This is a genomic window from Pseudomonas sp. NPDC089743, assembly GCF_044748785.1.
GTDB lineage: Bacteria > Pseudomonadota > Gammaproteobacteria > Pseudomonadales > Pseudomonadaceae > Aquipseudomonas > Aquipseudomonas putida_X.
The window spans coordinates 219,278-231,619 of the sequence record NZ_JBIVGS010000008.1; the positions used below are offsets into that span (position 1 = coordinate 219,278).

11 protein-coding genes are annotated in these 12,342 nt (G+C 63.6%); 9 read left to right on the top strand and 2 right to left on the bottom strand.

The annotated features are described in order from the left end of the window. Window positions 1-33: 33 nt before the first annotated feature. Both benB and benA read right to left on the bottom strand, forming a co-directional pair. The gene (gene benB, locus ACIPZC_RS16590) at window positions 34-519 is read right to left on the bottom strand and encodes a benzoate 1,2-dioxygenase small subunit (protein ID WP_267816046.1); all 486 of its coding nucleotides are present in this window, start codon (window positions 517-519) and stop codon (window positions 34-36) included. After that, entirely contained in the window at window positions 516-1,874 is a 1,359-nt protein-coding gene (gene benA, locus ACIPZC_RS16595; protein ID WP_400628203.1) for a benzoate 1,2-dioxygenase large subunit, read from the bottom strand. The genes benB and benA overlap by 4 nt, the downstream gene beginning before the upstream one ends. Before the next feature lie 688 nt (window positions 1,875-2,562). Between benA and ACIPZC_RS16600 the strand changes: the two genes are divergently transcribed. The 9 genes from ACIPZC_RS16600 (at window position 2,563) to eco (ending at window position 12,342) form a co-directional block, all read left to right on the top strand. Continuing rightward, complete coding sequence (locus ACIPZC_RS16600) at window positions 2,563-3,624, top strand: 3-deoxy-7-phosphoheptulonate synthase (protein ID WP_400628205.1); 1,062 nt, start codon at window positions 2,563-2,565, stop codon at window positions 3,622-3,624. 79 nt (window positions 3,625-3,703) lie between these two features. Next, window positions 3,704-3,985, top strand: a complete 282-nt coding sequence (locus ACIPZC_RS16605; RefSeq protein ID WP_003248318.1) for a peptidylprolyl isomerase — start codon at window positions 3,704-3,706, stop codon at window positions 3,983-3,985. A gap of 13 nt (window positions 3,986-3,998) precedes the next feature. Beyond that, the gene (locus ACIPZC_RS16610; protein ID WP_400628208.1) at window positions 3,999-5,924 is read left to right on the top strand and encodes an extracellular solute-binding protein; all 1,926 of its coding nucleotides are present in this window, start codon (window positions 3,999-4,001) and stop codon (window positions 5,922-5,924) included. After that, a complete protein-coding gene (locus ACIPZC_RS16615) occupies window positions 5,921-6,979 on the top strand; it encodes a microcin C ABC transporter permease YejB (RefSeq protein WP_400628210.1) in 1,059 nt (352 codons plus the stop codon). The genes ACIPZC_RS16610 and ACIPZC_RS16615 overlap by 4 nt, the downstream gene beginning before the upstream one ends. Beyond that, on the top strand, window positions 6,979-7,995 hold the full coding sequence (locus ACIPZC_RS16620; protein WP_241803483.1) for an ABC transporter permease: 1,017 nt from the start codon (window positions 6,979-6,981) through the stop codon (window positions 7,993-7,995). Before ACIPZC_RS16615 ends, ACIPZC_RS16620 begins: the two co-directional genes overlap by 1 nt. 34 nt (window positions 7,996-8,029) lie before the next feature. Further along, window positions 8,030-9,412, top strand: a complete 1,383-nt coding sequence (locus ACIPZC_RS16625) for a sigma-54 interaction domain-containing protein (protein ID WP_400628212.1) — start codon at window positions 8,030-8,032, stop codon at window positions 9,410-9,412. Window positions 9,413-9,633: 221 nt separating this feature from the next. Then, a complete protein-coding gene (locus ACIPZC_RS16630) occupies window positions 9,634-11,025 on the top strand; it encodes a GntP family permease (protein ID WP_012314567.1) in 1,392 nt (463 codons plus the stop codon). A gap of 11 nt (window positions 11,026-11,036) precedes the next feature. Beyond that, window positions 11,037-11,807 (top strand): 3-hydroxybutyrate dehydrogenase, encoded by a 771-nt coding sequence (gene hbdH / locus ACIPZC_RS16635; protein ID WP_241803486.1) that lies wholly within the window; start codon window positions 11,037-11,039, stop codon window positions 11,805-11,807. 55 nt (window positions 11,808-11,862) lie between these two features. Continuing rightward, a complete protein-coding gene (gene eco, locus ACIPZC_RS16640) occupies window positions 11,863-12,342 on the top strand; it encodes a serine protease inhibitor ecotin (RefSeq protein WP_400628215.1) in 480 nt (159 codons plus the stop codon).

The window sequence follows — 12,342 nt, forward strand, 5'->3', positions numbered from 1 at the left end:
TGGGGCACACCGGGCCGTTCGCGTAACCTCGGTTCAGATGTGGTAGATGTCGATGACCTGGCGCACGTAGTCGTTCTTCAGCACCACCTTCTTGGCCTTGATCAGCGGCTGCTCGCCGCGCAGGTCCAAGGTGTAGAAGCTCGTACCGAAGTAGCTGTCGGTGGTCTTGTAGCGAAAGCTCAACGTGTGCCAGTTGAAGCGCACCTGGCAATGACCCTCGCCCTGCTCGACGATCTCGATGTTGCTGATGTTGTGCGAAGTGCGGGTGTCGGGCACGGTCGCGCTGGAACGCTCGGTCTTGATGCGGAACACGCGGTCCTCGAGGCCGCCACGGTTGCCGTACCAGATCAGCGAGATCTCGCTTTGCGGGTCGGTCGTCAGGCGGTCGTCGTCATCCCAGGCAGGCATCCAGAAGCTTGCGTCGCTGGCATACAATTCCAGCCACTGGTCCCACTGTGCATCGTCCAGGTAGCGCGCTTCGCGGTACAGGAAGTCGCGCACGGTCTCATGAAGGCTCATTGCACGGCCTCCACGGGGATCAGTCGCTGCTCGTCCTCGAGGGCCTTGAGCATGGTGTCCTGCCAGTACTTGTGCTGCAGGACGAACAGGCCCTCGTCCTCGGTACGCACGCCCGACAGCAGCGGGCTGAGCTCGATTTCGCGGGCGGCCTCGTCGGCGCCCTCGACCCAGTGTGCCGCGCCACGCGACATGTCGTTCCATCCGGTACCACCGCCGTAACCGGTCTGGCAGGAGCGGAATTCCTCGAGATCGTCCGGCGTGGCCATGCCACTGACGTTGAAGAAGTCTTCGTACTGCCGAATCCGGCTGGCCCGGGCCTCGGCACTCTCGCCTTTTGGCGCGATGCAGTAGATGGTGATTTCGGTCTTGTTCACCGATATCGGCCGCGCGATGCGGATCTGCGAGCTGAACTGGTCCATCAGGTAGACGTTGGGGTACAGGCACAGGTTGCGCGAGTTCTCGATCATCCAGTCGGCACGCGCCTGGCCGAAGTCTGCGGCGAGTTGTTCGCGGCGCTCGAAGGCCGGGCGGTCTTCGGGATTGGCCCAGCGGGTCCACAGCAGCAGATGGCCGTGGTCGAAGGAGTAGAAACCACCCCCCTGCTTGGCCCATGCACCCGCGCTCATGGTCTTTATCTCTTCACCCGCTTCGCGCTGCTTGCGCTGGTTTTGGGTGGCGGCATAGTTCCAGTGCACGGAGCTCACATGGTAGCCATCGGCGCCGTTCTCGGCGGTCAGCTTCCAGTTGCCTTCGTAGATGTACGAACTGGCCCCGCGCAGCACCTCCAGGCCCTCGGGGGACTGGTCAACGATCATGTCGATGATCTTGGCCGACTCGCCCAGGTGTTCGGCCAGCGGTTTGACATCGGCATTGAGGCTGCCGAACAGGAAGCCACGGTAGGATTCGAACCGGGCAACCTTGGTCAGGTCATGGGAGCCGTCGCAGTTGAAACTGTCGGGGTAGCCGGCGTTGCTCGGGTCTTTGACCTTGAGCAGTTTGCCGCTGTTGTTGAAGGTCCAGCCATGGAACGGGCAGGTATAGCTTGCGCGGTTGCCGCGCTTGTGCCGGCAGAGCATGGCACCGCGGTGGCTGCAGGCATTGAGGAACGCATTGAGCTCACCGTCTTTGTTGCGCGCGATGAAGATCGGCTGGCGCCCCATGGACAGGGTGAGGAAGTCGTTTTTCTCGGGGATCTGGCTTTCGTGGGCCAGGTAGATCCAGTTGCCCTCGAAGATGTGTTTCATCTCCAGGTCGAACAGGCGTGGGTCGGTGAACATCTCGCGCTTGCAGCGGTAGATGCCCTTTTCACGGTCGTCCTCGAGCATGGCATTGAGGTAGTCGAATCCCAGGGGCATGGCCAGGGTCTCCATTGTTATTGTTCAGACCGGGTCAGGTTAGGGCAGAGATTCGAGGGCGAATATCCAGATCGTGCACGTGGCTATCCAGTTCCTGCAGGCCTGTGGCCCGCTGGGTGCGGCGCCTTGGCCCGGCCAAGGCGAATGACGTTTGTGCAGCCATCGCAATTATCCATTGAACGCCCCGTGCCACCTGAAGTAAGCTCGGGCTCATCAACTGGAGAGCAACATGCCGAAACACCCCCGCAACCACGCCAACCACACCGGTCGCAACCTGCGCCCTGTGCTGGCCGTTGCCGGCTGCAAGGCTGTTGCCTGCTTTTATTTTGGGTATTGGTTTAGCCACTAGGCGCCGCTGATACCCACACGGCGCCCACTTTCGAGGGGCCGCCGAACATGAGAATACTCAAACCCCCGGTCGGCTCCCCGACCGGGGGTTTTGCTTTTCTGGCCTTTGAACATTACCGAATCACACTGAGGACACTTTCATGAACTACGCCACTTATTACTACGCAAGCACCTACGCCTGGCGATTTAGCCAATCCCGCTCGGGCCAGCCTGCCGCCTCCGACCGGTTCGTCCACGGTGGCAATGCTGCAGCCAATCTGAATTCAACGATCAGTCGAACATCTCGATAGGGGCCGACTGCGCGGGTCAGAACCCGCCGTCCGCCCAGGGAACTTACGCCATGCAAGCCTCGAACCTCGCTCTGCCCCTGACCCAGCCAAACGCTGCCAACACCATCGTCAGCCGTCGCCTGCCCAGCCCGCACCTGCTCAAGCAGCAGATGCCGCTTCCAATCGAACATGCCCAGCAAGTCCAGGCCCAGCGCCAGGCCATTCGCGCCATCCTCGAAGGCCGCGACCCGCGCCTGCTGGTGGTCGTCGGCCCGTGCTCGATCCACGACCCGCGCTCGGCCCTTGAATACGCCGACCGCCTGGCGGCCCTGAGCCGCGAAGTCGACGACAAGTTGCTGCTGGTGATGCGCGCCTATGTGGAGAAACCGCGCACCACGGTGGGCTGGAAAGGCCTGGCCTACGACCCGCACCTCGATGGCAGCGACGACATGCATGGCGGCATCGCCCTGTCCCGGGGCTTGATGCTGAACATGATCGAACGCGGCCTGCCGATCGCCACCGAGCTGCTGCAGCCGCTGGTGGCCGGTTACTTCGATGACCTGTTGGGCTGGGCGGCGATTGGCGCGCGTACCACCGAATCGCAGGTCCATCGTGAGATGGTCAGCGGCCTGGAGTTGCCGGTCGGCTTCAAGAACGGCACCGATGGCGGTGTCGCCATCGCGTGCGACGCAATGCGCAGCGCCGCCGCCGCCCACCGCCATTTCGGCATGGATGCGCAAGGGCACCCGGCAATCATCGAGACCCTGGGTAACCCGGACACCCACCTGGTGCTGCGCGGCGGCCACAAAGGCCCGAATTACGACAGCACCAGCATTGCCCAAGCCCGCCAAGGGCTGGCCAAAGCCGGATTGCAGGCGCGGATCATGGTTGATTGCAGCCATGCCAACAGTGGCAAGGACCCCGCGCGTCAGCCGGCGGTGTTCGAGGATGTGCTGGCCCAGCGCCTGGCCGGCGACACATCGATCGTCGGGGTGATGCTTGAAGGCCACCTTTTCGACGGCTGCCAGGCGCTGGGCAAAGGCCCGCTGAAGTACGGCGTGTCGATCACCGATGGCTGCCTGGGCTGGGAAGCGACACAAACCCTGCTGCGCGAGGCTGCGACACGTATGTAGGAGCTGTACAGCAAGCCTTGCGAGACTTTTCCCAAGCAAGTGCGCTAGGCTTGCCCTTTTCACCCAAGGAGTAGTACCCATGGCACGCGCCACTGCCCGCCACATCCTCGTCAGCAGCGAAGACAAGTGCAACGAACTGAAAGCCCAGATCGAAGCCGGTGCCGACTTCGCTGAAATCGCCAAAGCCAACTCCACCTGCCCGTCCAGCCGCCAGGGCGGTGACCTGGGCTCGTTCGGCCCAGGCCAGATGGTCAAGGAGTTCGATACCGTTGTCTTCAGCGCCCCGGTCAACACCGTGCAAGGCCCGGTCAAGACCCAGTTCGGCTACCACCTGCTGGAAGTGACCAGCCGCCAGGACTAAGTCCACGCTGACCATGACCACCTCTGGGGGAGCGGCGTTGCCCGCGAATGCGCCCGTGCAGGCAACACCGTTGCCTGGCCAGGCCTTTTCGCGGGCACGCCAGCTCCCCCAGGCGTTTTTGGGGCTCGTGCTGGCCTGCATGGGTTTTACTGCCCTAGCCGAACCGACCCACGCCCTCACCGTCTACGGTGAAACCCCGCGCTACGCCCAGACGTTCCGCCACTTCGACTACGTCAACCCCAACGCCCCAAAGGGCGGCACCCTGCGCCGCTCAGCTACCGAAATCGGTCAGTTCGACCACATTCTGCCGTACATCGACAAAGGCATCGGCGTCAGTGAGGTCGATGGCTGGCTGTACGCGCCCTTGGCAGTGCGTTCGTTCGATGAGCCCTACACCGTCTATGGCCTGATCGCCCGGCGCATGGAGCGCGGCCCCCGGGACGCCTGGCTGCGTTTCGATATCGACCCCAGGGCAACCTTCGCCGACGGCAAGCCCGTGCGTGCCGAGGATGTGCGCTTCAGTTACGACAAACTGATGAGCGAGGGCAGCCTCAAGTACCGGACCCAGTTCGCCGATGTGGCGGGTGTGACGGTCGAAGGCCCACACCGCGTGCGCTTCGACTTCAAGCAGCCCCATGGCCGCACCTTGCCCCTGGACCTTGCCAGTTTGCCGGTCCTGCCCGAACACGACTGGAAAAACCGCGACTTCGCCAACGGCGCCGGCTTTGACACCCCGGTCGGCAGCGGCCCGTACCGCATCGGGCGGATCGACAATGGCCGCAGCATCACCTTCGAGCGTGACCGGCACTGGTGGGCAAAGGACCTGCCTGTCAGCCGCGGTCGTTTCAATTTCGAGCGCATTCGCGTCGAATACTTTGGCGATACCGAAGTGGCGCGCCAGGTGCTCAAGGGCGGTGGCTACGACTACAACCGCGAGTTCTCGGCCACGGCATTCACCCTGGGTTACAACGGTGCACAACTGGATGACGGCCGCCTGCAGCGCGCCCACCTGGGCCCGGCCAAGCCACAGACCGCCCAGGGCTTCGTGTTCAACCTGGACAGGCCGCAGTTCAAGGACCGCCGCGTGCGCCAGGCGCTGGCCATGCTATGGGACTTCGAGTGGAGCAACCGGCAGATGATGCGCAACCTGTACATCCGCCAGCAGAGTATCTTTTCCAACACCCCGCTGGCGGCGCGTGAACTGCCGGACGCCGGTGAACTGCAATTGCTTGAGCCGCTGCGCGGCAAGGTACCGGACGAAGTGTTCACCCAAGTCTTCACGGCACCGGTAACCGACGGTTCGGGGATCGTGCGCACGCAGCAGTTGCAGGCCCTGGCCCTGCTGCAGCAGGCCGGCTGGCAGCCTGAGGGTGATCACCTGGTCAACGCCGAAGGCCAGCCGCTGACATTCACTTTCCTCAATGGCCAGGCCGGCCTCGAGCGCCTGCTGCTGCCCTGGAAGCGTAATCTGGCGCAGATCGGGGTTACCCTGAACATCCGCAATGTCGACTCGGCCCAGTACGTCAATCGCCTGATGGCCCGTGACTACGACCTGATCGTCACCGGCTACCCGGTCACCCTGTCGCCGGGTGCCGAGCTCTACAACTATTTCGGGTCTGCGGCAGCCAACGACCCAGGCTCGAACAACCTGATGGTGCTCAAGGACCCTGCGGTGGACAGCCTGATCGACGGGCTGGTGCGCGCCGACACCCAGGCTGACATGCTCCATCACGCCCATGCGCTGGACCGTGTGCTGCAATGGAACTACTACTGGATCCCCAACTACTACCCGCCAGGCAGTTCGACCGTGTGGTGGAACCGCTTCGGCCTGCCCAAGGTCCAGCCTGCCTATGACGAAGGGCTGGACAGCTGGTGGGAAGTCAGCCCTACCGCCCTGACCAATGCACAGATGGCCGAGCGCCAGAAGGCTGCGCCATGACGTCCTACATTCTGCGCCGCCTGCTGCTGATCATTCCCACGCTGCTGGCGATCCTGCTGGTCAACTTCGCCATTGTCCAGGCCGCCCCTGGCGGGCCAGTGGAGCAGGCCGTGGCCAGGCTGCAAGGCATCGGCGGCGGGGCACCGGGCGCGCGGGCCGAGGTGGTTCAAGGCCAATCCCGCGCCACCCGTGGCCTGGACCCGAAACTGATCGAAGAGATCAAGCGCCAGTACGGCTTCGACAAATCGGCGCCGGAGCGTTTGTGGCTGATGGTCGGCCAATATGCGCGGCTGGATTTCGGCCAGAGCTTCTTCCGCGGTGCCAAGGTCACCGACCTGATCCTGGACAAACTGCCGGTGACCTTGTCACTGGGGTTCTGGGCCACGTTGATCACCTACCTGGTGTCGATCCCGCTGGGCATCCGCAAGGCGGTGCGCCACGGCAGCCGCTTCGACGCCTGGAGCAGTGCGCTGATCGTGATCGGTTACGCCCTGCCCTCCTTCCTGTTCGCCCTGTTGCTGATCGTGCTGTTCGCCGGTGGCACCTCGTTGAACTGGTTTCCGGTACGTGGCCTGGTTTCGGAGCACTTCGACCAGCTCAGCCTGCTGGGCAAAGTCGCCGACTACTTCTGGCACCTGGTGCTGCCGGTGGGGGCACTGGTGGTCGGCGGGTTCGCTACGCTGACCTTGCTGACCAAGAACGCCTTCCTCGACGAAATCTCCCGTCAGTACGTGGTCACAGCGCGGGCCAAAGGCCTGAGCGAGCGCCGGGTGCTGTACGGCCACGTACTGCGCAATGCCATGCTGGTGGTGCTGGCCGGCTTGCCGCAGGCGCTGATCACGGTGTTCTTTGCCGGGTCCCTGCTGATCGAGGTGATTTTCTCACTCGATGGCCTCGGCCGCATGAGCTACGAGGCAGCGGTCTCGCGTGATTACCCGGTAGTGTTCGGCACGCTGTTCATCTTCACCCTGGCCGGCCTGTTGATCCGCCTGATCGGTGATGTGTCGTACACCTTGCTCGATCCGCGCATCGACTTCGACGCGAGGGCGCACTGATGCTCTCGCCGGTTTCGCGTCGCCGACTGCAACGCTTTCGTCGCAACCGTCGTGGCTGGGTGTCGTTGTGGCTGTTCGCTGGCCTGCTGCTGCTCAGCCTCGGCGCAGAGCTCGTGGCCAACGACAAACCCTTGCTGCTGGGCTACAAGGGAGAGCTGTACATGCCTGCGCTCAAGCGCTACAGCGAGCAGCAGTTTGGTGGCCAACTGCCGTTCCAGCCGGACTACCGTAGCGCGTATGTACGCCAGTTGATCGAGGGCCAGGGTGGCTGGATGCTGTTCGCACCGATTCCGTTCAGTGCCGACACCCCTAACTATGACCTGCAGGTCCCCACGCCAAGCCCTCCGAGCAGCAGCAACTGGCTGGGTACCGACGACCAGGGCCGCGACGTGCTCGCGCGGGTGTTGTACGGCACCCGGGTATCGCTGCTGTTCGCTTTTGCCCTGACCGTGGTCAGCGTGCTGATCGGCGTCACCGCCGGGGCCCTGCAGGGCTACCACGGTGGTTGGGTGGACCTGCTCGGGCAACGCGTGCTGGAGGTGTGGTCAGGGTTGCCGGTGCTGTACCTGCTGATCATCCTCAGCGGTTTCGTTGAGCCGGACTTCTGGTGGCTGCTGGGGATCATGGCGCTGTTCTCGTGGTTGACCCTGGTGGATGTGGTGCGTGCCGAGTTCCTGCGTGGGCGCAACCTGGAGTACGTCAAGGCCGCCCGCGCACTGGGCCTGCCGGACAGCCAGGTGATGCTGCGGCACATCCTGCCCAATGCGATGAATGCCACGCTGACCTATGTGCCGTTCATGCTCACCGGGGCCATCACTACCCTGACGGCCCTGGACTTCCTCGGCTTTGGCATGCCGGCCGGCAGTGCTTCGCTAGGCGAGCTGGTCACCCAGGGCAAACAGCACCTGGAGGCACCTTGGCTGGGCTTCACCGCGTTCTTTGCGCTGGCGCTGGTGCTGTCATTGCTGGTGTTTATCGGAGATGCCATGCGCGAGGCTTTCGACCCGCGCGTTTAGGCTGGCGCGGCCATCACAGTTTCAGGGAACTGCCATGCAAGAAAGCAACACCCTCAAGGACTACCCTCAGGTACGGCAACTGGCGATCCGCTCGCTGTTCGAAATCATCGAGCAGTCCAGCGAAGGCACGGTGATCGTCGACCGCGACGCGCGAATCGTGTGGATGAACGAACGCTACGCCCGGCGTTTTGGCCTGGCCGATGCAGCCAGTGCCATCGGCCAGCCATGCGAAACGGTGATTCCGGGCAGCCTGATGCGCGAGGTGGTGAGTAACGGCCGGCCGATCCTGCTGGACATGCTCGACACCCCCAACGAGCCACTGGTGGTCATGCGCCTGCCTATCCACGATGCCCAAGGGGCGCTGATCGGTGCCATCGGCTTTGCCCTGTTCGACCAATTGCGCAGCCTGTCGCCACTGCTCAAGCGCTATTCGAGCATGCAGCAGGAACTGGCCACGACACGCTCGCAGTTGCGCGCGCGCCAGGCCAAATACAGTTTTGCCCAGTTCGTCGGCAGCAGCGCCGCGAGCCTTGAGGCCAAACGCCGGGCCAGGCGTGGCGCGGCCAGCGAATCGCCCGTGCTGCTGCTTGGCGAAACCGGCACTGGCAAGGAGCTGCTGGCCCACGCCATCCACGCAGCGTCGGCACGTGCGCGCAAAGCCTTTGTCAGCATCAACAGCGCAGCGATTCCGGAGGCGCTGCTGGAGGCCGAGTTCTTCGGCACGGCACCAGGCGCCTTTACCGGCGCTGACCGCAAGGGGCGTAGCGGCAAGTTGCAGTTGGCCGAAGGCGGCACCTTGTTCCTCGACGAAATCGGCGACATGCCTTTGGCCCTGCAAAGCAAGCTGCTGCGAGTGCTGCAGGAGAAGGAATACGAACCGGTGGGCTCGAACCAGATGCTGCGCAGCGACGTGCGTATCATCGCTGCCACTTCGATCGATTTGCAGGCGGCCATCGCCCGCGGAGCGTTCCGCGCCGATCTGTATTACCGCCTGAATGTGCTGCCAATCCAGGCCCCGCCGCTGCGCGAGCGCCTCGAAGACCTGCCGGCATTGTGCGAGGCGATCCTCGCCGAACTGGGCAGCCAGTTCGAGCTGGAGCCCGATGCGCTGCAATTGCTGGCACGCCATGCCTGGCCCGGGAACATCCGTGAGCTGCGCAACGTGCTGGAGCGGGCGACCCTGCTGGCGGACCAGCCGCGCCTTGCCGCCATGGACGTGCGCGAGGCACTCGGGCCGGTGACGCCCGTTGCTACGCCACCCCAGCGGCAAAGCTACCGCGATGCCTGTGCGCAATTCGAGCGCAAACTGATTGCCGATACCTTGGCCGAGCACGCCGGAAATGTGGTCGAAGCAGCGAAAGCATTGGGCTTGGGTCGTTCGACGTTCTACAAGAAACGGGTGGCTTTGGGGGTGTAAGTCTCTTTTTGGGGACTGATGTTTCTAATCGGAGACAGCGCTTAGCGCGCAGACAGGCGCAGCGTTTGGGTCGGATACTTGCCCAAGTGAGTCTCGAATGCGAGACACAGCCATCTTCTTTCCTTTAAAAACCCTTACAAATCAATGACTTAAATATTGGCACGATTCCCGCTATCTCCCGGCTACCGATAACAACAAGACTTACCCAGGAGATCTACCCGATGACCGTGCTCATCGCTCTCGCCGCTTTGGCCCTGCTGATGCTGGCCGCCTACCGCGGTTACAGCGTGATCCTTTTCGCGCCCATCGCCGCCCTCGGCGCGGTGCTGCTGACCGACCCCGCCGCCGTAGCGCCCGCCTTCACCGGGGTGTTCATGGAAAAGATGGTCGGCTTCATCAAGCTGTACTTCCCGGTGTTCCTGCTGGGCGCAGTGTTCGGCAAGCTCATCGAACTGTCCGGTTTCTCGCGCTCGATCGTCGCCGCGGCCATCCGCCTGCTCGGCACGCGACAGGCCATGCTGGTGATCGTGCTGGTTTGCGCCTTGCTCACCTATGGCGGGGTATCACTGTTTGTGGTGGTGTTCGCGGTGTATCCGTTCGCTGCAGAAATGTTCCGTCAAAGCGATATACCCAAGCGCCTGATCCCGGCGACCATCGCCTTGGGCGCCTTCTCGTTCACCATGGACGCCCTGCCCGGCACCCCGCAGATCCAGAACATCATCCCCAGCACCTTCTTCAACACCACTGCCTGGGCCGCGCCCTGGCTGGGGCTGATCGGCACGGTGTTCGTGTTCTGCAGCGGCATGCTTTACCTGCAACGCCAGCGCAACAAAGCCCAGCGCGCCGGCGAGGGCTATGGCAGCAACCTGCGCAACGAACCGGAGACTGCCGCCGACCTGACCTTGCCCAACCCTTGGCTGGCGCTTTCGCCGCTGGTGCTGGTGGGTGTGATGAACCTGCTGTTCACCCACTGGATCCCGCAGTGGTACGGCGCCAGCCATACCCTGCAGCTGCCGGGCATGAGTGCGCCGGTGAACAGCGACGTGGCCAAGCTCACGGCAATCTGGGCAGTGCAGGCCGCGCTTCTGGTGGGCATCCTGATGGTGCTGGTCTGCGCCTTCGGCGCCATCCGTGAGCGCTTGGCCGAAGGCACCAAAAGTGCTGTCGGTGGCGCCTTGCTGGCCGCCATGAACACAGCGTCAGAATACGGCTTTGGTGCAGTGATCGCTTCGCTGCCAGGCTTTCTGGTGCTGGCCGATGCCCTGCGCGGCATCCCCAACCCGCTGGTCAATGAAGCCATCACCGTGACGCTGCTGGCGGGTATCACCGGCTCCGCTTCGGGCGGCATGAGCATTGCCCTGGCGGCCATGGGCGACAGCTTCATCGCCGCGGCGAACGCCGCCAACATCCCGCTCGAAGTGCTACACCGGGTGGCCGCGATGGCCAGCGGCGGCATGGACACACTGCCGCACAACGGTGCGGTGATCACCTTGCTGGCCGTCACCGGCTTGACCCACCGCGAGGCCTACAAGGACATTTTCGGTATTACCCTGATCAAGACCCTGGCGGTCTTCGTGGTCATCGCCACGTTCTACGCCACCGGCATCGTCTAAGGAGCTTTTGCATGACCCTCAAAGGCAAGACTGCACTCATCACCGGATCCACCAGCGGCATTGGCCTGGGCATCGCCCAGGTGCTGGCCCGCGCCGGCGCCAACATCCTGCTCAACGGTTTCGGCGACCCGGCAGCGGCGCTGGCCGAGGTTGCGCAACAGGGGGCGAAGGTTGCGCACCATCCGGCCGACCTTAGCGATGTCGCCCAGATAGAAGCCTTGTTCGCGTTTGCCGAACAGACCTTCGGCGGTGTCGACATCCTGGTCAACAACGCGGGCATCCAGCATGTGGCGCCGGTCGAGCAGTTTCCGCTGCAAAGCTGGGACAAGATCATCGCCCTGAACCTGTCGGCGGTATTCCATGGCACGCGCCTGGCCCTGCCCGGCATGCGTGCGCGCAACTGGGGGCGCATCGTCAACGTCGCTTCGGTGCACGGCTTGGTCGGCTCCACCGGCAAAGCAGCTTATGTGGCGGCCAAGCATGGCGTGGTCGGCCTGACCAAGGTCGTGGGGCTGGAAACCGCCACCGGCAATGTCACCTGCAACGCCATCTGCCCAGGCTGGGTGCTGACCCCGCTGGTGCAAAAGCAGATCGACGAACGTGCCGCCAAGGGTGTCACCCCGCAGCAGGCGCAAGAGGACTTGCTGGCCGAGAAGCAACCGTCATTGGCCTTCGTCACGCCTGAGCAGCTGGGCGAACTGGTACTATTCCTCTGCAGCGAGGCCGCAAGCCAGGTCCGCGGCGCCGCCTGGAATGTCGATGGTGGCTGGCTGGCCCAGTGATGGGTGGCCCCGGCCTGGCGCGGCGCTTGCCATCGTTCAACTGCAAGGAGGCCCTATGCGCCCGATCCCCCCATCCGCGATCCTGGCCCTGACCCTGGCGGCCACTGCCCCGGCGATGGCCGCCAGCCTGAAGGACGTCGCCCCTTACCCCGAGGCCGAAAAAGGCTTTACCCGGCAGGTCATCTACCTGCCCACGCAAGCCGACGAGCAAGCCCACAAACTTGAAATCATCGCTGGCAAGACGCTGCAGGTGGACTGTAACCGCCAGCGCCTGGCCGGCAGCCTGGAGGAACACACCCTTGAAGGCTGGGGCTACAGTTATTACCGCCTGGACAAAGTCGGCGGGCCGGCCAGCACCCTGATGGCCTGCCCGGATGGCAAAAAGACCGAGGCCTTCGTGCCAGTGGTCGGTGAAGGCTTCCTGCTGCGCTACAACAGCAAGTTGCCTGTGGTGGTGTATGTGCCCGAAGGCGTGCAGGTGCGTTACCGGGTGTGGTCGGCAGCGCAGGAGGTGCAAACGGCCAAGGTGGAGTAA